The organism is Pseudomonas sp. KH_021 (assembly GCF_057838865.1).
In genome coordinates, this window is the sequence record NZ_CM174477.1 from 1,948,699 (window position 1) to 1,973,312 (window position 24,614).

Consider the following 24,614-nt stretch of genomic DNA (forward strand, 5'->3'; position numbering starts at 1 on the left):
CCGGCAGGGTGACTTCTTGTGTTTGACCCACTAGAATGCATGCCCTTGATCTGGAGTCGGGAATCGCCGGCTAACGTCTGTGCAACGAGGAATATCCATGCAAGTTTCTGTTGAAAACACTTCCGCTCTCGAGCGCCGCATGACCATCGCCGTCCCGGCCGAGCGCGTGGAGACCGAAGTCAACAAGCGTCTGCAGCAGACTGCCCGTCGCGCCAAAGTCCCAGGCTTCCGTCCTGGCAAAGTGCCGATGAGCGTGATCCGTCAGCGTTATGAAGACGCAGCCCGTCAGGAAGCCTTCGGCGACCTGGTACAGGCTTCCTTCTACGAAGCGGTGGTTGAGCAGAAGCTGAACCCGGCTGGCGCACCTGCTGTAGAGCCCAAGTCGTTCGAAAAGGGCAAGGACCTGGAATACATCGCTACTTTCGAAGTATTCCCTGAGTTCGCCGTTGCTGGTTTCGACTCGATCGCTGTCGAGCGCCTGAGCGCCGAAGTGGCTGACGCTGACCTGGACAACATGCTGGACATCCTGCGCAAGCAGAACACCCGTTTCGAGCAGGCTGACCGTGCTGCCCAGAACGAAGACCAGCTGAACATCGATTTCGTCGGCAAGATCGACGGCGAGGCTTTCGCAGGTGGTTCGGCTACTGGCACTCAGCTGGTACTGGGCTCCGGCCGCATGATCCCTGGCTTCGAAGAAGGCCTGGTAGGCGCCAAGGCGGGTGAAGAACGCGTTCTGAACCTGACCTTCCCTGAGGACTACCAGAACCTGGACCTGGCCGGCAAGACTGCCGAGTTCACCGTTACCGTCAACAGCATTTCCGAGCCGAAACTGCCTGAGCTGAACGAAGAGTTCTTCACCCAGTTCGGTATCAAGGAATCGGGCCTGGACGGTTTCCGTACCGAAGTTCGCAAGAACATGGAGCGTGAGCTCAAGCAAGCCATCAAGACCAAGGTCAAGAACCAGGTCATGGACGGTCTGCTGGCGGCCAACCCGATCGAAGTGCCAAAAGCACTGCTGGAAAACGAAGTGAACCGCCTGCGCGTTCAAGCCGTTCAGCAGTTCGGTGGCAACATCAAACCTGAACAACTGCCGGCCGAGCTGTTCGAAGAGCAAGCCAAGCGTCGCGTCGTGCTGGGCCTGATCGTCGCTGAAGTGGTCAAGCAGAACGAACTCAAGCCAGACGAAGCCCGCGTTCGCGAGCTGATCCAGGAAATGGCCTCGGCCTACCAGGAGCCTGAGCAGGTTGTAGCTTGGTACTACAAAAATGACCAGCAACTGAACGAAGTGCGTTCTGTTGTGCTGGAAGAGCAAGTTGTGGATACTGTTCTGCAGAAAGCGACTGTGACCGACAAATCGGTCTCTTACGAAGAAGCTGTCAAGCCGGTAGAAGCTCCACAAGCCGACTGATTGTTTCGCTCGTTCGAAAACACCATAAGCCAGCCTTCGCGCTGGCTTATGCGTATTCAAGACATGACTATTTGGGAGTGAGTGCAGGACATGTCCCGCAATTCTTATATTCAGCAGAGCTCTGACATCCAGGCCGCAGGCGGCCTGGTCCCGATGGTTATCGAGCAATCCGCTCGTGGCGAACGCGCCTACGACATTTACTCGCGCCTCTTGAAGGAGCGGGTGATCTTCCTGATTGGCCCGGTAGAAGACTACATGGCCAACCTGGTAGCGGCGCAATTGCTCTTCCTTGAAGCGGAAAACCCGGACAAGGACATCCATCTCTACATCAACTCACCCGGCGGTTCGGTGACGGCGGGCATGTCGATCTACGACACCATGCAGTTCATCAAGCCAGACGTATCCACCACCTGTATCGGTCAGGCCTGCAGCATGGGCGCATTCCTGCTGGCGGGCGGCGCCAAGGGCAAGCGTTTCTGCCTGCCTAACTCGCGCGTGATGATTCACCAGCCACTGGGCGGTTTCCAGGGCCAGGCTTCAGATATCAGCATCCATGCACAGGAAATCCTGTCCATTCGACTGCGTCTGAACGAACTGCTGGCTTACCATACCGGCCAGCCGCTTGAAATCATCGAGCGTGATACTGATCGCGACAACTTCATGAGCGCCGAACGTGCAGCCGAATACGGCCTGATCGACTCGGTCATCAGCAAGCGTCAAATGTCCGCCTAAGCGGCTAAAAACAGGTGGTTGGGCCAACCAGCCACCTGTGGACTTGAAAAAGCCCGCAATTGCCTTCATCTTGTGTTGCAAGCCTACCGGATTGGATCGATCGAATGACTGATACCCGCAACGGCGAGGACAACGGCAAATTGCTCTATTGCTCTTTCTGCGGCAAAAGCCAGCATGAAGTACGCAAATTGATTGCCGGCCCCTCGGTCTTTATCTGCGACGAGTGCGTCGACCTGTGCAATGACATCATCCGTGAGGAGGTGCAGGAAGCCCAGGCAGAAAGCAGCGCGCATAAATTGCCTTCGCCTAAAGAAATCAGCGGCATCCTGGATCAGTATGTAATTGGTCAGGAGCGCGCTAAAAAGGTTCTCGCAGTGGCGGTGTACAACCACTACAAGCGCCTGAACCAACGCGACAAGAAAAACGACGATGTCGAGCTTGGCAAGAGCAACATCCTGCTGATCGGCCCTACCGGGTCGGGCAAGACGCTGCTCGCCGAAACACTCGCACGTCTGTTGAATGTTCCGTTCACCATCGCCGACGCCACCACCCTGACTGAAGCAGGCTATGTGGGTGAGGACGTTGAGAACATCATTCAGAAACTGCTGCAAAAGTGCGATTACGACGTAGAAAAGGCCCAGATGGGTATTGTCTACATCGATGAAATCGACAAGATTTCACGCAAGTCCGACAACCCTTCGATCACCCGCGACGTGTCCGGTGAGGGCGTGCAGCAAGCGCTGCTGAAGCTGATCGAAGGTACGGTTGCCTCCGTTCCGCCTCAAGGCGGTCGCAAGCACCCGCAGCAGGAGTTCCTGCAGGTCGACACGCGTAACATCCTGTTTATCTGTGGTGGTGCGTTCTCGGGCCTTGAAAAGGTCATCCAGAACCGTTCTACCCGTGGCGGCATCGGCTTCAACGCCGAAGTGCGCAGCAAGCAGGAAGGCAAAAAAGTCGGCGAATCCCTGCGTGAAGTCGAGCCTGACGATCTGGTCAAGTTCGGTCTGATCCCGGAGTTCGTGGGTCGTCTGCCGGTTCTGGCAACGCTGGATGAGCTCGACGAAGCTGCGCTGATGCAGATTCTGACCGAGCCCAAGAATGCATTGACCAAGCAGTACGCCAAGCTGTTCGAAATGGAAGGTGTAGACCTCGAGTTTCGCAGCGATGCGCTCAAGTCGGTGGCCCGTCGTGCGCTGGAGCGCAAGACCGGTGCGCGGGGCCTGCGTTCGATTCTCGAAGGCATCCTGCTCGACACCATGTATGAGATCCCTTCGCAGACCGATGTCAGCAAAGTGGTGATCGACGAAAGCGTCATCGAAGGCTCGTCCAAGCCGCTGTTGATCTACGAAAACAGCGAGCCACCAGCCAAGGCTGCACCCGACGCCTGAGTTGGATAGCGGCATGCTTTAAGCAAGGGGCCTTCGGGCCCCTTTTGCTTTTCCTGTCTTAAAGCTTGTTTTTTTGCGGGGCTGCCCCCACATTAACTTCCAAGCTCAAATTCCTTTCTGTTCACGGCCGTAAGGGCCGCTGTAGAGGCGAAATCATGAAGACAACCCTCGAATTGCCTCTCCTGCCATTGCGCGATGTCGTGGTGTATCCGCACATGGTTATCCCGCTGTTCGTGGGGCGCGAGAAATCCATCGAAGCCCTCGAAGCCGCGATGGCCGGCGAAAAGCAAATCCTGCTGCTGGCGCAGAAAAATCCTGCCGACGATGATCCAGGTGAAGACGCCCTTTACCGTGTAGGTACCATTGCCACCGTTCTGCAACTGCTCAAGCTGCCCGATGGCACCGTCAAGGTGTTGGTCGAAGGCGAGCAGCGCGGTACGGTCGAGCGTTTTATCGAAGTCGACGGCCACTGCCGAGCCGAAGTCGCCCTGATCGAAGAAACCGGGGCGCCTGACCGCGAGTCCGAAGTCTTCGTGCGCAGCTTGCTGTCTCAATTCGAACAATACGTACAGCTGGGCAAGAAAGTCCCGGCTGAAGTCCTGTCCTCGCTCAACAGCATCGATGAGCCGGGTCGCCTGGTCGATACCATGGCGGCGCACATGGCGCTCAAGATCGAGCAGAAGCAGGAAATTCTCGAAATCATCGACCTGTCGGCCCGCGTCGAGCACGTGCTGGCGCTGCTGGATGCCGAAATCGACCTACTGCAGGTTGAGAAGCGCATTCGTGGCCGGGTCAAGAAGCAAATGGAGCGCAGCCAGCGCGAGTACTACCTGAATGAGCAGATGAAGGCCATTCAGAAAGAACTTGGCGACAGCGACGAAGGCCATAACGAAGTCGAAGAGCTGAAAAAGCGCATCGATGCTGCTGGCCTCCCCAAGGACGCCTACGGCAAGGCCCAGGCTGAGCTGAACAAGCTCAAGCAGATGTCGCCCATGTCGGCTGAAGCGACCGTGGTGCGCTCCTACATCGATTGGTTGGTGCAGGTGCCATGGAAAGCCCAGAGCAAGGTCCGCCTGGACCTGGAGCGGGCAGAAGCCATTCTGGATGCCGACCACTACGGCCTGGAAGAGGTCAAGGAACGCATCCTTGAATACCTCGCCGTGCAAAAGCGTGTGAAAAAGATTCGTGGCCCGGTGTTGTGCCTGGTTGGCCCGCCTGGCGTGGGTAAAACCTCGCTTGCCGAGTCGATTGCCCATGCGACCAACCGCAAGTTTGTGCGCATGGCCTTGGGTGGCGTGCGTGATGAGGCGGAAATTCGTGGACATCGCCGTACCTACATCGGTTCGATGCCAGGAAGATTGATTCAAAAGATGACCAAGGTGGGTGTCCGCAACCCACTGTTCCTGCTCGATGAAATCGACAAGATGGGCAGTGACATGCGTGGCGATCCGGCTTCGGCATTGCTTGAAGTGCTTGACCCCGAGCAGAACCACAACTTCAACGATCACTACCTGGAAGTCGACTACGACCTCTCTGATGTGATGTTCCTGTGCACCGCCAACTCGATGAACATCCCGCCAGCGCTGCTGGACCGGATGGAAGTGATCCGTCTGCCGGGTTACACCGAGGACGAGAAAATCAACATTGCCAACAAATACCTGTCGCCCAAGCAGATTCAGGCCAACGGCTTGAAAAAGGGTGAACTTGAGGTTGAAACCTCAGCGATCCGCGACATTATCCGCTATTACACCCGTGAAGCCGGTGTACGTGGCCTGGAGCGTCAAATCGCCAAGGTGTGCCGCAAGGTAGTGAAGGAACATGCTCGCGAGAAGCATTTTGCGGTCCAGGTCACGTCCGATTCGCTGGAGCATTACCTGGGCGTGCGCAAGTTCCGCTACGGGCTCGCAGAGCAGCAGGATCAGATCGGCCAGGTAACCGGCCTGGCCTGGACTCAGGTCGGTGGCGAGTTGCTGACCATTGAAGCGGCGGTAGTGCCTGGTAAAGGCCAACTGATCAAGACAGGTTCGCTGGGCGATGTGATGGTCGAATCCATCACCGCCGCGCTGACCGTGGTCCGCAGCCGCGCCAAGAGCCTGGGTATTCCACTGGACTTCCATGAAAAGCGTGATACCCACATTCATATGCCGGAGGGGGCTACGCCGAAGGATGGTCCAAGTGCTGGCGTAGGCATGTGTACGGCGTTGGTCTCGGCCTTGACGTCGATTCCGGTGCGCGCTGATGTGGCAATGACCGGCGAAATTACACTGCGTGGGCAAGTGCTGGCGATCGGCGGTTTGAAGGAAAAACTGTTGGCTGCACATCGCGGTGGGATCAAGACCGTGATCATTCCAGAAGAGAACGTGCGTGATCTGAAAGAAATTCCTGACAATATTAAACAGGATCTTCAGATTAAACCGGTTAAATGGATTGACGAAGTCCTGCAAATTGCGCTGCAATACGCCCCGGAGCCCTTGCCGGATGTGGCCCCGGAGATAGTTGCGAAAGAAGAAAAGCGCGACTCGGATTCTAAGGAAAGAATCAGCACCCATTAGTACCAGATTTGGCTGGGGGGCTTTCCTTGACAGCTTTTTAGAGCCCTTGTTATAAAGCGGCTTTTAAGTGTCAACAGGCAGGCCAACCAGCGCCCGTTTTTTTGATTTCACATAAATTTAGAAACAAACTCAATATAGATATAAGGGGACTTAGAGTGAACAAGTCGGAACTGATTGATGCTATCGCTGCATCTGCTGACATCCCGAAAGCCGTTGCTGGCCGCGCGTTGGACGCAGTAATCGAATCCGTCACTGGCGCCCTGAAGGCTGGCGACTCCGTCGTTCTGGTCGGCTTCGGCACCTTCTCTGTGACCGACCGTCCTGCTCGCGTAGGTCGTAACCCACAAACCGGCAAAACGCTGGAAATTGCTGCCGCCAAGAAGCCTGGCTTCAAGGCCGGTAAAGCACTCAAAGAAGCCGTAAACTAAGCGTCTTTTTGTTGGGCGTCAGCCTACCCGGGCCCGTGTGCCGGTCCGGATGCGGAGCGAAAGTCCAGGCGGGCCTGTGGCCTGTCTGTCACGTTGGGAGTCACGGGTACGAGCTCCCGTGCGCTCCGCCAGTTGCGAGAAGGCGCATCCTCGGATGCGCCTTTCTTCTATCCGGCTTCTACCCACTTCCCGCGGTTGCTTAATTCAGTACAACCGTTCCTGGGGGACTCATGCTGCAGAATATCAGGGACAATTCACAAGGTTGGATTGCCAAGACCATCATCGGTGTAATCGTTGCACTGATGGCACTGACTGGCTTCGATGCCATTTTTCAGGCTACCACCAACAGCCAGGATGCGGCGAAGGTGAATGGCGACACGATCAGCCAGAACGAGCTGAGCCAGGCCGTCGACATGCAACGTCGGCAGTTGGTGCAGCAGTTGGGCCGGGATTTCGATCCTGCCATGCTCGACGAAAAGATGCTGCGTGAAGCCGCGCTCAAGGGGCTGATCGATCGCAAGTTGCTGCTTCAGGGGGCCCATGACTCAGGTTTTGCCTTCTCTGAAGGTGCGCTGGACCAAGTCATCCTGCAAACCCCCGAGTTCCAGGTCGACGGCAAATTCAGTGCTGAGCGTTTCGACCAGGTCATTCGCCAACTGGGCTACGGGCGCTTGCAGTTCCGCGAAATGCTGGCTCAGGAAATGCTGATCGGCCAACTGCGAACCGGCCTTGCCGGCAGCGGTTTTGTCACCGATTCGCAGGTTGATGCCTTCGCTCGCCTGGAAAAACAGACCCGCGATTTCGCATCGCTGACCTTCAAGGCTGATCCGGCTGCGGTCAAGATCACCGATGAACAGGTCAAGGCGCATTACGACCAGCACGCCAAGGAGTTCATGAGCCCTGACCAGGTGGTGATCGACTACCTGGAACTCAAGAAATCCTCTTTCTTCGACCAGGTGAAGGTCAAGGATGATGAGCTGCAGGCGCTGTACCAGAAGGAAATCGGTAACCTCGCCGAGCAGCGTCAAGCTGCGCACATCCTCATCGAAGTCAACGACAAGGTGAGCGAGGCGCAAGCCAAGGCCAAGATCGAAGAGATCCAGCAACGTCTTGAGAAGGGTGAAGACTTCGCGGCGCTGGCCAAGGAGTTCTCGCAGGATCCGGGTTCGGCTACCAAGGGCGGTGACCTGGGTTACGCAGGCCCTGGTGTCTATGATCCGGCGTTCGAAACGGCCTTGTATGCGCTGCAAAAAGACAAGGTCTCGGCCCCTGTTCGCAGTGACTACGGCTGGCATCTGATCAAGCTGCTGGGTGTTGAGGCGCCGGACGTACCGTCTTTTGCAAGCTTGAAAGACAAACTGACCCGCGAGCTTAAAACCCAGCAAGTCGAACAGCGTTTTGTCGAAGCGACCAAGCAATTGGAAGACTCGGCGTTCGAGGCTGCGGACCTGGCCCAGCCGGCTCAGGAACTGGGCTTGAAGGTGCACACTTCCGAGCCATTTGGCCGTGAGGGTGGTACTGAAGGCGTGACTGCCAACCGTGCCGTGATCCAGGCAGCGTTCAGTGATGAAGTGCTGACCGAAGGCTCCAACAGTGCCGGCATTGAGCTGGATCCTGAAACCGTCGTCGTGGTGCGTGTCAAGGAGCACCGCAAGCCTGCCCAGCTACCGTTGGACACCGTTGCCGCGAGCATTCGCACGCAACTGGCCAAGGATCAGGCAAGCAAGGTGATGGTTGAGAAGGCGGACACGCTTATCAAGGATCTGCGTGAAGGCAAGGCTGGCAATCAGGACTGGAAGGTCCAGGAAGCAGTCGCGCGCGCTCAGGAAGGTATTGATCCGGCTATCTTGCAGGCGTTGTTCCGCATGGCCAAGCCAGAAGCCAAGGACAAGCCGAGCTACGCCAGCGTAACGCTGCGTGATGGCAGTGTCGTGCTCCTGCGCTTGAACGGCGTGAATGAAGGTACGACGGCTTCTGAGGAAGAGAAGGGGCAGTATCGCCGCTTCCTGGCCTCGCGTGCCGGCCAGCAAGACTTCACCGCGTACCGCAAGTTGCTGGAAACCAAGGCTGATATCACTCGTTACTGAGTGATTTCATCCAAAAAAAATGCTCCCTATCGAAAGATAGGGAGCATTTTTCGTTTTGGCTGTAGGAGCCAGCCTTGGCTGCGATGGCCTCACCGCGGTTTGCCTGCTGCACCGCGGTGTGGCTATCGCAGTGGTCCGGCACTCCGGCAAGCCTGGCTCCTACCCTAAAGCGACGCAATCCATCAAGCAAACCGCGGCGCGTAGCCTCTATCAGTGACGCTTGTGCTTGTTCGCCAGGTTGTTACCCAGCGCGCCGCCCGCGGCGCCACCCAGGCCTGCGCCAATGGCGGAACCGGCGCTGCCACCCAGCTGGTTGCCGATCAGCGAGCCGCCGGCCGCGCCCAGGCCACCGCCGATGGCGGCTTTTGTCTTGTTGCCTTTCTTGGCGGCTACGGCGCTACCGGCGGCACCGCCGACACCAGCGCCAATGGCTGCGCCGGTGCTGCCACCCATTTGTTTGCCGACCACGTTACCGAGCACACCGCCCAAACCGCCGCCAATCGCAGTAGTGCCGTCGCCGGCGACTGCGCCTTGAGCGAAAAGAAGGCCAAGAGCCAGAGCGGCAAGAGTCTTACGCATGTTGCTGAACCTCGAAATAGAAATAACGTGCATTGTGAGTGGTGAAAAGTTTTATAACAAACCTCTGACCGTGCATTTCGTTTTCCATTCCGTGGTGCGTAGATTTTTTTACCCGCGGCGTTTGGCTTGAGCGCGCTCGTGAAACACAAAGCCAATGCTGTTCATCAGCAGTTGCGCAGCCAGGATCGCAGTCATTCCGCTCAGGTCATAGGCCGGAGCCACTTCCACCAGGTCCATGCCGACAATCCGCCCTTCACTGCGCTTGGCCAGCGCCTGGATGATCTCCAGTACTTCGTAATATTGGAAGCCGCCGTGGCTCGGCGTGCCGGTGCCCGGGGCAATCGAGGGGTCGAAGCCGTCGATGTCGATGGTGATGTAGTAGGAGGCGCATTCCGGGATCAGGTCGAGTACGCCCTGGGTGCCGAGGCGGCGCACATCGCGCACCGACAGCACTTTGGAGCCAGCTTCGCGGGCTGCACCGTAGTCATCGCGGTTGGACGAGGAAACGTTGCGAATACCCATCTGGGTCATGCCCACGATATGGTCCATTTCCGATGCGCGGCGCAGCGGGTTGCCGTGACCGTAGCGCACGCCATGGCGCTCATCGACGAAGTCCAGATGGGCGTCGAAGTGGATGATGTGGATCGGGCCCCGACCTTCGTAGGCCTTGATCACCGGCGCATGGATCGAGTGGTCGCCGCCAAGCACGACAGGCATCGCGCCGGCCTTGAGCAATTGGCGAACGGCCTGTTCGATATTGTCGTTGCTGGTGTTCATATCGGTGTGAACGATATCGGCGTCGCCTACATCGACGATACGAACGTCTTCGGACTGCAGGTACATCACGTCGTCTTCGAAGTCGTAGGCACCGGCGTGACCGAAGGAGAACAGGGTCGACGCCTCACGGATGCTGCGCGGCCCGAAGCGTGCGCCAGAGCGCCATTGAGTGCCCATGTCGTTAGGCGCGCCGAGCACCGCGACGTCGGCGTCGATGTTGTCCCAGTCAAGGCAGACGGGCGATTTGGCGAAGGTGCAGTGGCCCACGAAGGGCAAGTTCAGACGACCTTTTTCATAGTTGTTGTTGGACATGGTCAGGCACTCCACTGAGTTCTTGTTTGGAATCGGGCCAGGGTTGTGATGTTGGTCCGTGCCTGAATAATGGGCTTTACCGGGCGACTGAAAAATGATGATGATGCGATCCACAAATCGGTGAATCCGATGTATCCCAGGCGATTCTGAATCTCTGCGGGCCTTTGTGGATGATTTGATGCAGCCTTAACCCAACCGCCAAGGGCCTGTTATGCGTATCCATGTCAGCTTTATCGACCGTGTTGGCATCACTCAACAAGTGCTTGCACTGTTGGGCGCGCGCAACCTCAATCTGGATGCCGTGGAGATGATTCCGCCGAACGTCTATATCGACGCGCCGGCCTTGAGTGAGTCGGTCCTGGCCGAATTGCATGCTGCGCTGCTGGGGGTCGAGGGGGTCCAGGCGGTCGAACTGGTGGACTGGCTGCCGGGGCAGCACCGGCGCCTGCAACTGGATGCACTGCTGGCCGCCGTCAGCGACCCGGTGCTGGCGGTGGATCGCAGCGGGCATGTGCTGTTGGCCAACCCGACGCTGGTCGGGCTTTATGGCCACGAGCCTGCGGGCGAGCATCTGTCGACGCTCTTTGATGACCCCCACCTGGCGCAAAATCTGATCGACAAGGGGTTTCGCCTGCCCATGTGCGAAGTCAGCTTCATGGGCCAGGCGCTGCTGCTCGATGCCACGCCGATCAGTGCTGCGGGGGAGGCGGCGTCTGGCAATCTGGCCGGTGGGCTGTTGACGTTGTACCCGCCGAGCCGCATCGGCGAACGGCTGGCCTCCTTGCACCATGATCATGCCGAAGGCCTGGGTGCGCTGTTGGGTCAGTCCGAGTCGCTCAAGCAGCTCAAGGCAAGACTGCACAAGGTCGCGGGCCTGGACGCGCCGCTCTTGATCCAGGGCGAGACCGGCACCGGCAAAGAGCTGGTGGCGCGTGCCTGTCATGCCTTGAGTGCTCGTCATGAGGCACCGTTCCTGGCCCTCAACTGCGCAGCGCTGCCAGAAAGCCTGGCCGAGAGTGAGCTGTTCGGTTACTCGGCTGGTGCCTTTACCGGTGCCCAGCGCGGCGGCAAGCCGGGTTTGCTGGAGCTGGCCGATCGCGGCTGTGTGTTTCTGGATGAAGTGGGCGAGATGTCCCCCTATCTGCAAGCCAAGTTGCTGCGGTTTCTCAGCGACGGTTGTTTTCGGCGGGTGGGCGGCGATCGTGAGGTGCAGGTGAATGTGCGAGTGCTCTGTGCCACGCACCGCAACCTGGAGCGTATGGTGGCCGAGGGCGCGTTCCGCGAAGACCTCTACTACCGCATCAACGTGCTCAACCTGCTGTTGCCTCCACTTCGCGAGCGTGGCCAGGACATTGTGTTATTGGCCGAGCACTTTCTGTGCCAGGCCTGTGCGCAGATCCAGCGCCCGGCATGCCGGTTGGCGCCAGCGACCTACCCCTTGTTGATGGGCAACCGCTGGCCGGGCAATGTGCGCCAGTTACAGAACGTGATCTTTCGCGCCGCCGCGATCTGCGAAGGCGAGGTCATCGATTGTGACGGGCTGGAACTGGCCGGCACGGCGCTCAGCAGCGGCCAGGGCCAAGCCCTGGAGGTCGCCAGCCTTGAAGCGGCGGTGCAGGGGTTTGAGAAGTCTCTGCTTGAGCAACTGTTTGCCGTCTACCCCTCGACGCGCCAACTGGCAACGCGTCTGCAAACGTCCCACACCGCCATCGGCCAGCGCCTGCGCAAATACGGGATTTCCTCCAAGCCTTAGCCGACTGTTACGAATGCGCACCAGTGGAATGATTTCGCTCCGAAAGGGGCGAGCGCCCCGTCGTACCTGGGTTTGCTCCTTCAATTGTCGAGTGGATCGTTGGATTGTCTGGAGTGATTTCGCTCCATATTTTTTGCTTGAGCGGATAAAAAACAATCTAACTAATTGAAATTAAAGGATAAATAAAAACTGGCATCCACTTTGCTCTAGAGAATCCAGCCGAACCGTTCAACGTTCGCAGGACCATCTAATAACAAGAGGAAGTGTGATGAGCATTTTGCGTTTTACCCCTGAGCATGAATGGCTGCGCCTGGAAGCGTCCGGCGAGCTGACCGTCGGGATCACCACTTTCGCCCAGGCAGCCTTGGGTGATGTGGTTTACGTCCAGTTGCCCGAGCCTGGTCGTTATACCCAAGGGTATGAGGTGGCCGTGCTGGAGTCGGTGAAGGCGGCGAGCAATATCGTCATGCCGTTGAGCGGTGAGGTCATCGAGGTGAATCAGGCGTTGGCCGACACCCCGGAGTTGTTGAACGAAGACGCCATGGGCGAGGGTTGGTTCTTCCGTATGCGTGCCGATGACCCCGAAGCCCTGGACGGGCTGATGGATCAGGCCGGCTACGACCGCTTCCTCGCCGAAAACGCCTGACCCGAGGGCCTCGCCATGCGCACGTCTGATATTTCTTTGAACACCGATGACCAGTTCATCGCTCGCCATATCGGCCCACGCCAGGCCGATATCGATGCCATGCTGGCGCTGACCGGCCACGATTCGCTGGACGCGCTGATCGCTCAAGTGATCCCCGAGAGCATTAAAGGCACCAGCGTTCTCGATATGCCGGCCGGGCAGGGTGAGGCCGAGGCACTGGCTGCGATCAAGGCCATTGCGGGTAAAAACCAACTGTTCAGAAATCACATCGGCCAGGGTTATTACCCCTGCCACACACCGGCGCCGATCCTGCGCAACCTGCTGGAAAACCCAGCCTGGTACACCGCTTACACACCCTACCAGCCAGAAATTTCCCAGGGACGCCTGGAAGCGCTGCTGAATTTCCAGACGCTGATCAGTGACTTGACCGGCATGCAGATCGCCAACGCCTCGTTGCTCGATGAGGCCACGGCAGCGGCTGAGGCCATGACCTTTTGCAAGCGTCTGGCAAAGAATAAGGCCCCGGCGTTTTTCGCTTCTGTGCATTGCCACCCGCAGACCCTGGCGGTGCTGCGCACCCGCGCTGAGCCGCTGGGCATTGAAGTGGTGGTGGGCGATGAACAGCAACTGGGGTCGCTGGAGTCGTATTTCGGCCTGCTGCTGCAATACCCGGCCAGCACCGGCAGTATCGATGATCACCGCGAGCTGGTGCTGCGCGCTCATCAGGCGGGTGCGCTGGTGGCCGTGGCAGCGGATCTGCTGGCCTTGACCTTGTTGACCGCGCCTGGCGAGTTTGGCGCCGACGTGGTGCTCGGCAGCGCCCAGCGTTTTGGCGTGCCCCTGGGTTTCGGTGGCCCCCATGCCGCCTTTTTCGCCACCCGCGATGCCTTCAAGCGCGATATGCCGGGGCGACTGGTGGGCATCTCCATCGATCGTCACGGGCAGCCCGCTTTGCGCCTGGCGATGCAAACCCGCGAGCAACATATTCGCCGCGAGAAAGCCACCAGCAACATCTGTACCGCACAGGTGCTGCTGGCCAATATCTCCAGCATGTACGCCGTTTACCACGGCCCTCAGGGCCTGACGGCTATCGCTCGACGTGTTCATCGGCTGACCTCGATTTTTGCCCAGGGCTTGAAACAGCTAGGGTACCGGGTCGAACAAGAATACTTTTTCGATACCCTCAGTGTGCTCGTACCGGGAGCGGGTGAGTCGTTGATGGTCGCTGCGCAAACCCGGCAGATCAACCTGCGTGCACTCGACGGCGACCGCGTGGGTGTGTCCCTGGATGAAACCTGCGAGCAAGGCAGCGTTGAGGCACTGTGGGCGGTGTTCGCCAAGCCTGGCCAGGCGCTGCCGGACTTCACAGCACTGGCCGCGGCCACCGGCGATTGCCTGCCGCTGTCGTTGTTGCGCGAGTCGGCGATCCTCAGCCATCCGGTGTTTAACCGCTATCACTCTGAAACCGAACTGATGCGCTACCTGCGTCGCCTGGCCGACAAAGACCTGGCGCTGGATCGCACCATGATCCCGCTGGGCTCCTGCACCATGAAGCTCAATGCGGCCAGCGAAATGATCCCGGTGACCTGGGCCGAGTTCGGCAACCTGCACCCATTCGCCCCCGCCGAGCAGAGCCAGGGCTACCAGCAATTGACCGATGAACTGGAAGCGATGCTGTGCGCCGTGACCGGTTATGACTCGGTGTCACTGCAGCCCAACGCGGGGTCCCAGGGGGAATATGCAGGCCTGTTGGCGATTCGCGCCTATCACGCCAGCCGTGGCGAGTCGCAGCGTGACGTCTGCCTGATCCCGTCTTCGGCCCACGGCACCAACCCGGCCACCGCCCAGATGGCCGGCATGCGGGTCGTGGTGACGGCCTGTGACGAACGCGGCAATGTGGATGTCGAGGACTTGCTGGCCAAGGCCGAGGCCCACCAGCATGAGCTCGCCGCCTTGATGATTACTTACCCTTCGACTCATGGCGTGTTTGAAGAACGCATTCGTGAGATCTGCGACATCATTCATGCGCGCGGCGGCCAGGTGTACCTGGATGGCGCCAACATGAACGCCATGGTTGGCCTCTGTGCGCCGGGCCAATTCGGTGGCGATGTGTCGCACCTGAACTTGCACAAAACCTTCTGCATTCCCCACGGTGGCGGTGGCCCGGGTGTCGGCCCGATTGGCGTCAAGTCGCACCTGGCGCCGTTCTTGCCCGGCCACGCGCAGATGCAGCGCAAAGAAGGCGCGGTCTGCGCAGCACCGTTCGGCAGCGCGAGCATTTTGCCGATCACCTGGATGTACATCCGCATGATGGGCGGGGAGGGGCTCAAGCGCGCCTCGCAACTGGCCATCCTCAACGCCAACTACATCGCCCGGCGTCTGGAAGAACACTACCCGGTGCTCTACACCGGCGAGAATGGCCTGGTGGCCCACGAATGCATCCTGGACCTGCGCCCGCTCAAGGACAGCAGCGGCATCAGCGTCGACGACGTGGCCAAGCGCCTGATCGACTACGGCTTCCACGCGCCGACCATGTCCTTCCCGGTGGCTGGCACGTTGATGGTGGAGCCGACCGAAAGTGAGGCCAAGGAAGAACTGGACCGTTTCTGCGACGCCATGATCTGCATCCGCGAAGAGATCCGCGCGGTCGAAAACGGCCGGTTGGACAAAGACGACAACCCGCTGAAAAACGCTCCGCACACCGCGGCCGAACTGGTGGGTGAATGGACACACCCCTACAGCCGGCAGCAGGCGGTGTATCCGCTGGCTTCGCTCTGCGACAGCAAATACTGGCCGCCCGTGGGGCGTGTCGACAACGTCTACGGCGACCGCAACCTGGCCTGCGCCTGTTTGCCAATGTCGGCCTACCAGAACGCTTAACCCTTGTAGGAGCCGGCGGTTCGGCGCTCCGACTCGCCCGCGATGAACGCGCTGCGGTATGTCTGATGCAGCGAGGTGTGGCCATCGCAGCCAAGGCTGGCTCCTACAGTCGTTCTCATCATTACGAAAAGGATAATCACCATGTTCCACAAAAGCCTGACTCTTTCCGATTCCGACCCTGCGCTGTTCGAGGCCATCCGTAATGAGGCCCAGCGCCAGGAAGACCATATCGAGCTGATCGCCTCGGAAAACTACACCAGCCCGCAAGTGATGCAGGCCCAGGGCACCGAGCTGACCAACAAGTACGCCGAAGGCTACCCAGGCAAGCGTTATTACGGTGGCTGCGAATACGTTGATGTGGTCGAGCAACTGGCGATCGACCGTGCCTGTCAGTTGTTCGGCGCCGATTATGCCAACGTCCAACCGCACTCAGGCTCTTCGGCCAACGCTGCAGTTTACCTGGCACTGCTGCAAGCTGGCGACACCCTCCTGGGCATGAGCCTGGCCCATGGTGGCCACCTCACTCACGGCGCCAAGGTCAGCTCTTCCGGCAAGCTTTACAACGCGGTGCAGTACGGCATCAACGCGGACGGCTTGATCGATTACGACGAGGTCGAACGCCTGGCCCTCGAGCACAAGCCGAAAATGATTGTCGCCGGCTTTTCCGCGTATTCACAGGTGCTGGATTTTGCCCGTTTCCGCGCCATCGCCGACAAGGTCGGGGCTTATCTGTTTGTCGACATGGCCCACGTGGCCGGGCTGGTGGCTGCGGGCTTGTATCCCAATCCACTGCCTTACGCCGACGTGGTCACGACCACCACCCACAAGACCCTGCGCGGTCCGCGTGGCGGGCTGATTTTGGCCAAGTCCAACGCCGAGATTGAAAAGAAACTCAACTCCGCGGTGTTCCCGGGTGGGCAGGGCGGCCCGTTGATGCACGTGATCGCAGCCAAGGCCGTGTGCTTCAAGGAGGCGCTGGAACCGGGTTTCAAGGACTACCAGCGCAACGTCATTGCCAACGCCCAGGCCATGGCCCGGGTGTTTATCCAGCGTGGCTTCGATGTGGTCTCCGGTGGTACCGAAAATCACCTGTTCCTGGTCAGCCTGATCAAGCAAGGCATCACTGGCAAAGACGCTGACGCCGCGCTGGGGCGCACCGGTATCACTGTTAACAAAAACGCTGTGCCCAACGATCCGCAATCGCCCTTCGTGACCTCGGGCCTGCGCATCGGTACGCCTGCGGTGACCACCCGCGGTTTCGGCGTGGAGCAGTGCGTGACCCTGGCAGGTTGGATCTGCGACATCCTCGATAACCTGGGCGATGTCCAGGTCGAGGCCAGCGTCGCCAGCCAAGTCGCTGCATTGTGCCAGCGCTTTCCGGTCTATGCGGCCTGATAGCCATACCGCGCGGCCGTGAGCCGCGCGGGTCATGAAATGGAGTTGACTATGTCCCTCAGCGTTTTTGATCTGTTCAAGGTGGGCATCGGGCCTTCCAGTTCCCATACCGTTGGGCCTATGCGCGCCGCGGCCGGCTTTGTCGACGGCTTGATGGCCGATGGGCTGCTGGGCGAAGTCGAAAGCCTCAAGGCTGAGTTGTACGGTTCGCTCGGCGCCACCGGCAAGGGCCATGGCAGTGACAAGGCGGTGCTGCTGGGGCTTGAAGGCGAACACCCCGACAAGGTCAACACCGCCACCGTCGAGGCTCGGCTGATTGCGATGCGTGCGTCCCAGAGCCTGGTGCTGGGTGGCGAAAAACGTATCCGATTTGTTGAAAAAGAACACCTGGCAATGATTCGCAAGCCGTTGCCTTATCACCCCAACGGCATGATCTTTCGCGCCTTCGATGCGGCCGGTATCCAGCTGCGCAGCCGCGAGTATTACTCGGTGGGCGGTGGTTTCGTGGTCGATGAAAGCGCCGTCGGTGCCGACCGCATCGTTGCTGATCGAACGCCCTTGAAGTACCCGTTTCGTACCGGCCAACAATTGCTGGAGCAATGCCAGGCTCATGGGCTGTCCATCAGCCAGTTGATGGCCGCCAACGAAACCGCCTGGCGCAGCCCGCAGGAAACCCGTGAAGGGCTGCTGCACATCTGGCAGGTGATGCAGGATTGCGTACGTGCTGGCTGTGCTCAGGAGGGGATCATGCCCGGTGGCTTGAAAGTTCGCCGCCGCGCCGCCGCGTTGTATCGCCAGCTCAGCTCGCAACCTGAAGCCAACCTGCGCGACGCGCTCTCGGTTCTCGACTGGGTCAATCTCTACGCCTTGGCCGTCAACGAAGAAAACGCCAGCGGCGGGCGAGTGGTCACCGCGCCCACCAACGGCGCGGCCGGGATCGTGCCGGCGGTGCTGCATTACTACATGCGGTTTATCCCCGGTGCCAACGAGGACGGCGTGGTGCGCTTTCTGCTCACTGCCGCCGCGATTGGCATTCTCTACAAGGAAAACGCCTCGATTTCCGGCGCCGAAGTCGGCTGCCAGGGTGAAGTCGGGGTGGCCTGTTCGATGGCGGCCGGCGCGCTCTGCGAGGTGCTCGGCGGGACCGTCCAGCAGGTCGAGAACGCCGCCGAAATCGGTATGGAACATAACCTGGGGCTGACCTGCGACCCGATTGGCGGGCTGGTGCAGGTGCCCTGCATCGAGCGCAACGCCATGGGCTCGGTCAAAGCCATCAACGCCGTGCGCATGGCCTTGCGCGGTGACGGCCAGCATTTTGTCTCGCTCGACAAGGTGATCCGCACCATGCGCCAGACCGGCGCCGACATGAAAAGCAAATACAAAGAGACCGCCCGCGGCGGTCTGGCTGTCAACATTATCGAATGCTAGGAGTTGTGCATGTCTACCCCATCCCTGTTGAAAACCCCGCTGCACGCCCTGCACCTGGAGCTGGGCGCACGCATGGTGCCGTTCGCCGGCTATGACATGCCGGTGCAATACCCGCTGGGCGTGATGAAGGAACACCTGCACACCCGTGAACAGGCCGGCCTGTTCGACGTCTCGCACATGGGCCAGATCCGCCTGCTCGGCGCAGGTGCCGCCCAGGCCCTGGAAACCCTGGTGCCGGTCGACATCCTCGACCTGCCGGTGGGCATGCAGCGCTATGCGATGTTCACCGATGCCAACGGCGGCATCCTCGACGACCTGATGGTCGCCAACCTTGGCAACGACGAACTGTTCCTGGTGGTCAACGCCGCCTGCAAGGACCAGGACCTGGCCCACCTGCGCCAGCACCTGGCCGGCCAGTGCGAGATCCAGCCGCTGTTCGAAGAACGCGCCCTGCTGGCCCTGCAAGGCCCGGCTGCGGTCACGGTGCTGGCGCGCCTGGCGCCCGAAGTGGCGAGCATGACTTTCATGCAGTTCACCCGCGTGGTGTTGCTGGGCGTGGAGTGCTACGTCAGCCGCTCCGGCTACACCGGCGAAGACGGTTTCGAGATCTCGGTTCCGAGCGACAGCGCAGATGCCCTGGCGCGTGCCCTGCTGGCTGAACCGGAAGTCGCCGCCATCGGCCTGGGCGCGCGTGACTCGCTACGTCTGGAAGCCGGCCTGTGCCTGTATGGCCACGACATGAGCACTGAAACCACGCCGATCGAAGCCAGCCTGCTGTGGGCGATTTCCAAGGCCCGCCGCGCCGATGGCGTGCGTGCCGGGGGCTTCCCGGGGGCTGAGCGGGTGTTCGATCAGCAACAGACGGGGGTGGCACGCAAGCGTGTAGGGTTGTTGCCGCAAGAGCGCACGCCGGTGCGTGAGGGCGCTGAAATCGTCGATGCCAAAGGCCGTTCGATTGGTCGGGTGTGCAGTGGTGGTTTTGGGCCGACCCTGGGTAGCCCGGTGGCCATGGGCTATCTGGACCGACTGCACGGTGCCCTGGGGACCGAAGTGTTCGCCATGGTGCGCGGCAAGGCCGTACCTATGCGTGTGAGCCAGACCCCCTTCGTACCTCAGAACTACTACCGTGGCTGATGTTGGAGTACGACCATGATTGATCAAACCGTTGTCGCAGTGCGCCCCGCACCCCTGCAGCCGGGCACGAAATTGCGTGGAGCCGAGAAAGTGGCGCGCATTCCGGTGAAAATTCTCCCCACCGAAGAGGTTCCCCGCAAGCCCGACTGGATTCGTGTGCAGGTGCCTGCTTCGCCCGAGGTGTCGCGGATCAAGCAACTGCTGCGCAAACACAAATTGCACAGCGTCTGCGAGGAAGCCTCTTGCCCGAACCTGGGCGAGTGTTTTTCCGGTGGCACGGCCACCTTCATGATCATGGGCGACATCTGCACCCGGCGCTGCCCGTTCTGCGATGTCGGCCACGGCCGGCCCAAACCGCTGGATGCCGATGAACCGCTGAACCTGGCCATCGCGATTGCCGACCTGCGCTTGAAATACGTGGTGATTACCTCGGTGGATCGCGATGACTTGCGTGACGGCGGTGCCCAGCACTTTGTCGATTGCCTGCGAGAAATTCGCAAGCGCTCGCCTGGCATCCAACTCGAAACCCTGGTGCCTGACTATCGCGGGCGCATGGACGTGGCGTTGGCGATAACCGAGCAAGAACCGCCGGATGTGTTCAACCACAACCTGGAAACCGTCCCGCGCCTGTACAAGGCCGCGCGACCGGGTTCGGACTTCGAATGGTCATTGGACCTGCTTGAACGCTTCAAGCAGCGGGTGCCGAAGGTGCCGACCAAATCCGGACTGATGCTAGGCCTGGGTGAAACCGACCAGGAGGTCATCGAGGTGATGCAGCGCATGCGCGAGCACGGCGTGAATATGCTGACCCTTGGCCAGTACCTGCAACCTTCACGCAGCCATCTGCCGGTGCAACGCTTCGTCCACCCGGACACCTTCGCCTGGTTTGCCGAGGAGGGCGCCCGGATGGGCTTTTCCAATGTGGCGTCGGGGCCATTGGTGCGGTCGTCGTATCACGCCGACCAGCAGGTCAAGGGCCAGATTCTATCGACGTCGCCTGCCTGATTCCCTGTAGGAGCAGAGTTTACTCGCGATGGGATCACCGCGGTGCTTCAGGTAAACCGCGGTGATGCCATCGCGGGTAAACCCGGCTCCTACATCTACAGCAAAGGCCATTGCTCCACCACGCGATAGCGGCCTTTGTGCGATTCATACAGCGTGAAGTGGTTGCAGTTGAGCCAGAATGGCGGGGGTTCCTGATGCTCTGGTACATCCCCCCGGTAATCGCGAACCATCGTCAGGTGCGGGCGGAATTCGCGATTGGGGTCGGCAAAGCCCAGTGGCAGCATGGCCTGCTCCAAGGCATACACCAGTTGAAGCAACGGCAAGGGTGCCTGCTCGGGTGCCAGCACCAGCGCATGGCTTCTGCGCCAGGCGTCCAATCGATCCAGCGGCACCTTTAGTACAGCGCCGGGCGTCTTGACCTTGGCGGCTGCGGCGCAGATCTCGGCAATTTGCCCCGCCGGTACCGCGCCCAAAAACATCAAGGTCAGATGAAAGTTGTCGGTCGGCACAGGTTTGCCAATTCTAAGGCCCAGTGCGTTGCGCCATTGGGCAATGGCCTTGCGCTGCGCAGGCAGGCAGGGCAGGGCGAAAAACAGACGTTTGAGTGGTTGGTGTGACAGGTCTTCCATTGCATCCAGTCCAGGCTCTATACGCGGTGAATGGGCGCGCAGACAGCAAAGCCCGCACAAGGCGAGCTTTGCAGAGCCTGCAACCCTCAGAGGTCCTTGACGGTACGAACCTGGTCCTTGTTGACGCGGGTTGTCTTGCCGTCCAGTTGCTCGAATTCGTAAAAGCCCGATTCGTCATCGTAGTGAGGCGTGTCGACTGCCTGGATTTCACGTCCATCGTTCAGCGTGATCACGGTGGGCGAAGCGCACCCGGCGAGGGTGGCCAGGCCCAGTGCAAGCATGAAAGCGGGAAGGGTCCGATGAGTCATTGTGTTTCTCCGAAAGGGGGACAGTGCTGTAGGTACTGAGTTTGAGACGTGCCAAACGGTCTCAAGTTCCGATTTTAATACGGCACGGTTCAAGGATAGCGGCCATTCACCTCATTTGAGAGCTGCGCAGCACCGGACGGCGCTGTGATATAACAGCGGCCATCCACCTTCTGTGACGGAATCAGGCCCCCCATGAAAGCCAAGGCTGATGTACCTTTTGTGCCGCTCAATATTGCCGTGCTGACGGTCAGCGATACGCGTTCGCTGGACACCGACACCTCGGGTCAATTGTTCGTTGATCGCCTCACGGCAGCAGGTCATAACCTCGCCGCCCGCGTGCTGCTCAAGGATGACCTGTACAAAATCCGCGCCCAGGTAGCGACCTGGATCGCCGAAGATCAAGTGCAGGTGGTGTTGGTCACCGGGGGTACCGGCTTTACCGGTCGTGACAGCACGCCAGAAGCGGTCGCCTGCCTGTTGGACAAGCAAGTGGATGGCTTTGGCGAGTTGTTCCGGCAGATCTCGGTGGCCGATATCGGCACCTCCACTGTGCAGTCCCGTGCCCTGGCGGGCCTGGCCAACGGTACGCTGGTGTGCTGCCTGCCAGGCTCTACCAACGCTTGTCGCACCGGTTGGGACGGCATCCTGGGCGAGCAGTTGGATTCGCGTCATCGCCCGTGCAACTTCGTCCCTCACCTGAAGCAGGCCGCGCCCTGCGAAAGCCGTGGCTGAGTCGGCGGCGGTGAAGCCGCTGATGCCGGTCGAGCAGGCCCTGGCGCAATTGCTGGCGCTGGCCGAATCGGCATCGATTGTCGAGCAAGAAAGCGTGCCGTTGGCCGAGGCTGAAGGTCGGGTGCTGGCCGACGACCTGATCGCCACGCTCGACCTGCCGCCCTGGCCCAACAGCGCCATGGATGGCTACGCCTTGTGCGCCGCCGACTGGACAGGCGAACCCCTGGTCGTCACCCAGCGGATTTTTGCAGGCCAGGCGCCGGAGCCGCTGCAACCTGGCACCTGTGCGCGGATCTTTACCGGCGCGCCGGTGCCGGCTGGCGTCGATTGCGTTGAAATGCAGGAAAACGCCGTCGTCCAGGACGATCAACGGGTGACGTTCACCGAGGCGCTGACCGTTGGCATGAACATCCGCCCTCAGGGGCAGGAAACCCGCGTAGGCGAGAAGGTACTGGCCGCGGGAACGCGACTGGGGCCGATCGAACTGGGCCTGGCCGCGACCTTGGGTCGCGGTGAATTGCGCGTGGTGCGCAGGCCAAGGGTTGCGGTGATCTCCACGGGCGACGAGTTGGTCGAGCCCGGCTTGCCGCTGGGGCCTGGGCAAATCTACAACAGCAACCGTCGACTGCTGTGCAGTTGGTTGCAGCGCCTGGGCTGCGAAGTGCTGGACGCCGGCATTCTACCCGATGACCTGGACAAGACGCGCGCTTGCCTGGGTGGCCTGAATGCCGTGGACCTTATCCTGTCCACGGGCGGGGTGTCGGTAGGTGAGGCCGATTTCCTGGGCCTGGCCTTGCGCGAAGAAGGCGAACTGGCACTCTGGAAGTTGGCCATCAAGCCGGGCAAGCCGCTGACGTTCGGGCATTTTCGCGGAGTGCCGGTGCTGGGTTTGCCCGGCAACCCAGCGTCCACGCTGGTCACTTTCGGTTTGCTGGCACGGCCGTACCTGCTGCGAAGGATGGGCGTTGTCGACGTCATGCCGCTGCAGTTCTCGGTCGAGGCGGGGTTCGAGTGGCGTACGCCGGGCAATCGCCGCGAGTATTTGCGCGGGCGGATCGAGCAGGGCAAGGCCGTGCTTTATCCCAACCAGAGCTCCGGCGTGCTGCGCAGCGCGGCCTGGGCCGAAGGGTTGGTCGAAGTGCTGGAAGGGCGCACCTTGGGTGCGGGTGAGTCCGTCAACTTCATCCCACTCAGCGAGCTACTCGGCTGATGGGCTGAAATGGTCGTTCCCGGGCGCCTCTTGTGGCGCCTGGGATGACGCAAAGCGCGCATAAACGTTTTTCAGTTGTGTCGCCGCGACGCGCCAGTCGTGCTCATGGCTGACATACTCACGGGCCGCGTCGGCCATCTTCTTCATGCGGCAAGGTTGGGTGAGCATCTGGATCAACGCCAGTGCCAAAGCATCTTCATCATCACGACCGACATAATGCACATTATTCTCGACACTCAAGCCGCACACGCTTTGTGTAGTGCAAACCACCGGCAAGCCTGCGGCCATCGCTTCCAGCACTTTGATTTTCGAGCCGCCGCCCTGGCGCAGAGGGGCAAAGAAAATCGCCGAATGTCTCTGTAACTCTCTCAAGTCCTCTACGTAGCCGTGCCACTCAATACGCGGATCATCCCAACGCAGGTTCCAATGCTGCGGCATGGCATGGCCGCAAATGGCAAAGCGCACGGCCGGGTAGCTTGCCCAGACCTGCGGCATGATTTCTTCCAGCGCCCACTCGATGGCATCAAAGTTGGCCCGGTGCTCGAAATTGCCGACAAACAATAACCGTTGGCTATGCAAGGGCGGATTGATCGCGCTGAAATAGTCGCTGTCTACCCCGTTGACCACGATTGAGGCGGGCCGCCCGGTGATGCTGGACATATGATCGGCATCCTCCGGACACACAGCAATCACTTCGCTGGCCTGGCCCAGCACGCGATTCTCCCAGTGCCGATAGCGCCAGCGGTCGAAGGCTGTGAAGGGCTGCAGCCAGATGGGCAGCGAATCCTGCCCAGGACTTTGAGCGGATTCAACCTTGTGTTCAGTGACGATAAACGGCTGGCCACTTTGCTGCAGCGCGCGCTCGAAGGGCTGAAAACTATAGCTGTGCTCGATCTGGATCACGTCCCAGTGTTCGCTGAGCAGTTGTTCGAACCGGTGGCGCAGGTGCGGAGCCAGGCCATGGATACTGGCGCGCAAGGGGTAGGGCGGATACAGCGCTGCCAGCAGCGTCTGGGGGCTGCGCAAGGGTCGCCGATGAAGCACGATCAGCCGGTCGACCAGTGGGGCCAATGCCTGGCGGGCATCTTCCTTGAGGGGCGTTTTCGATTGCACCAACAAGGTGATGTGATGGCCCTGATCAGCGAGGCTGCGCAGCAAATGATATTGCCGGTTCTTTGCCCCGCTAGTGGTAGGCCAAGGGAGGTAGGGCAAGGTCCACAGTATTCGCATT

General features: G+C 60.1%; 20 protein-coding genes. 15 read left to right on the forward strand and 5 right to left on the reverse strand.

The annotated features are described in order from the left end of the window. Positions 1–97: 97 nt before the first annotated feature. The 6 genes from tig (at position 98) to AC3IX4_RS09185 (ending at position 8,595) form a co-directional block, all read left to right on the forward strand. Positions 98–1,408, forward strand: coding sequence for a trigger factor (gene tig / locus AC3IX4_RS09160; protein WP_489260229.1), 1,311 nt, complete (start codon positions 98–100; stop codon positions 1,406–1,408). A 90-nt stretch (positions 1,409–1,498) separates the two neighbouring features. Next, positions 1,499–2,140, forward strand: a complete 642-nt coding sequence (gene clpP, locus AC3IX4_RS09165) for an ATP-dependent Clp endopeptidase proteolytic subunit ClpP (protein WP_489260230.1) — start codon at positions 1,499–1,501, stop codon at positions 2,138–2,140. Positions 2,141–2,244: 104 nt separating this feature from the next. Further along, the gene (gene clpX / locus AC3IX4_RS09170; protein ID WP_489260231.1) at positions 2,245–3,528 is read left to right on the forward strand and encodes an ATP-dependent Clp protease ATP-binding subunit ClpX; all 1,284 of its coding nucleotides are present in this window, start codon (positions 2,245–2,247) and stop codon (positions 3,526–3,528) included. Positions 3,529–3,683: 155 nt separating this feature from the next. After that, positions 3,684–6,080, forward strand: a complete 2,397-nt coding sequence (lon, locus tag AC3IX4_RS09175; protein ID WP_489260232.1) for an endopeptidase La — start codon at positions 3,684–3,686, stop codon at positions 6,078–6,080. Positions 6,081–6,235: 155 nt separating this feature from the next. Further along, the gene (locus AC3IX4_RS09180; protein ID WP_166359462.1) at positions 6,236–6,508 is read left to right on the forward strand and encodes an HU family DNA-binding protein; all 273 of its coding nucleotides are present in this window, start codon (positions 6,236–6,238) and stop codon (positions 6,506–6,508) included. 230 nt (positions 6,509–6,738) lie between these two features. Beyond that, on the forward strand, positions 6,739–8,595 hold the full coding sequence (locus AC3IX4_RS09185; protein WP_489260233.1) for a SurA N-terminal domain-containing protein: 1,857 nt from the start codon (positions 6,739–6,741) through the stop codon (positions 8,593–8,595). A 210-nt stretch (positions 8,596–8,805) separates the two neighbouring features. On the opposite strand, the gene AC3IX4_RS09190 is transcribed toward AC3IX4_RS09185, so the two are convergent. Next, a complete protein-coding gene (locus AC3IX4_RS09190) occupies positions 8,806–9,174 on the reverse strand; it encodes a glycine zipper domain-containing protein (protein ID WP_489260234.1) in 369 nt (122 codons plus the stop codon). 108 nt (positions 9,175–9,282) lie between these two features. Then, positions 9,283–10,263, reverse strand: a complete 981-nt coding sequence (speB, locus tag AC3IX4_RS09195; protein WP_489260235.1) for an agmatinase — start codon at positions 10,261–10,263, stop codon at positions 9,283–9,285. A gap of 211 nt (positions 10,264–10,474) precedes the next feature. Here speB and AC3IX4_RS09200 point away from each other — a divergent pair, with 211 nt between their 5' ends. From AC3IX4_RS09200 to lipA, 7 genes are all read left to right on the forward strand, one after another. After that, positions 10,475–12,016, forward strand: coding sequence for a sigma 54-interacting transcriptional regulator (locus AC3IX4_RS09200; protein ID WP_489260236.1), 1,542 nt, complete (start codon positions 10,475–10,477; stop codon positions 12,014–12,016). A 268-nt stretch (positions 12,017–12,284) separates the two neighbouring features. Beyond that, positions 12,285–12,662, forward strand: a complete 378-nt coding sequence (gcvH, locus tag AC3IX4_RS09205; protein WP_489260237.1) for a glycine cleavage system protein GcvH — start codon at positions 12,285–12,287, stop codon at positions 12,660–12,662. Between the two features lie 15 nt (positions 12,663–12,677). Further along, positions 12,678–15,542, forward strand: a complete 2,865-nt coding sequence (gene gcvP / locus AC3IX4_RS09210) for an aminomethyl-transferring glycine dehydrogenase (RefSeq protein WP_489260238.1) — start codon at positions 12,678–12,680, stop codon at positions 15,540–15,542. Between the two features lie 141 nt (positions 15,543–15,683). Then, positions 15,684–16,937, forward strand: a complete 1,254-nt coding sequence (gene glyA, locus AC3IX4_RS09215) for a serine hydroxymethyltransferase (RefSeq protein ID WP_489260239.1) — start codon at positions 15,684–15,686, stop codon at positions 16,935–16,937. Positions 16,938–16,988: 51 nt separating this feature from the next. Continuing rightward, positions 16,989–18,365 (forward strand): L-serine ammonia-lyase, encoded by a 1,377-nt coding sequence (locus tag AC3IX4_RS09220; RefSeq protein ID WP_489260240.1) that lies wholly within the window; start codon positions 16,989–16,991, stop codon positions 18,363–18,365. Positions 18,366–18,374: 9 nt separating this feature from the next. Next, the gene (gcvT, locus tag AC3IX4_RS09225; RefSeq protein WP_489260241.1) at positions 18,375–19,499 is read left to right on the forward strand and encodes a glycine cleavage system aminomethyltransferase GcvT; all 1,125 of its coding nucleotides are present in this window, start codon (positions 18,375–18,377) and stop codon (positions 19,497–19,499) included. Between the two features lie 15 nt (positions 19,500–19,514). Beyond that, the gene (lipA, locus tag AC3IX4_RS09230) at positions 19,515–20,504 is read left to right on the forward strand and encodes a lipoyl synthase (RefSeq protein WP_489260242.1); all 990 of its coding nucleotides are present in this window, start codon (positions 19,515–19,517) and stop codon (positions 20,502–20,504) included. Between the two features lie 95 nt (positions 20,505–20,599). Here the strand turns inward: lipA and thpR are convergent, their stop codons facing one another. Together thpR and AC3IX4_RS09240 are read right to left on the reverse strand one after the other, a co-directional pair. Beyond that, positions 20,600–21,133: an RNA 2',3'-cyclic phosphodiesterase gene (gene thpR / locus AC3IX4_RS09235; RefSeq protein ID WP_489260243.1), complete on the reverse strand. Its 534-nt coding sequence runs from the start codon at positions 21,131–21,133 to the stop codon at positions 20,600–20,602. 86 nt (positions 21,134–21,219) lie between these two features. Further along, entirely contained in the window at positions 21,220–21,441 is a 222-nt protein-coding gene (locus AC3IX4_RS09240; RefSeq protein ID WP_489260244.1) for a YgdI/YgdR family lipoprotein, read from the reverse strand. A 192-nt stretch (positions 21,442–21,633) separates the two neighbouring features. Here AC3IX4_RS09240 and moaB point away from each other — a divergent pair, with 192 nt between their 5' ends. Continuing rightward, positions 21,634–22,173 carry a molybdenum cofactor biosynthesis protein B gene (gene moaB, locus AC3IX4_RS09245; protein ID WP_489260245.1) on the forward strand — a complete coding sequence of 180 codons (540 nt, stop codon included), beginning with the start codon at positions 21,634–21,636 and terminating at the stop codon, positions 22,171–22,173. 22 nt (positions 22,174–22,195) lie between these two features. Further along, a complete protein-coding gene (locus AC3IX4_RS09250) occupies positions 22,196–23,383 on the forward strand; it encodes a molybdopterin molybdotransferase MoeA (protein ID WP_489261257.1) in 1,188 nt (395 codons plus the stop codon). Here AC3IX4_RS09250 and AC3IX4_RS09255 read toward each other — a convergent pair. Then, the gene (locus AC3IX4_RS09255) at positions 23,372–24,613 is read right to left on the reverse strand and encodes a glycosyltransferase family 4 protein (RefSeq protein WP_489260246.1); all 1,242 of its coding nucleotides are present in this window, start codon (positions 24,611–24,613) and stop codon (positions 23,372–23,374) included. The two genes, AC3IX4_RS09250 and AC3IX4_RS09255, sit on opposite strands and share 12 nt — an antisense overlap. Position 24,614: the final 1 nt, after the last annotated feature.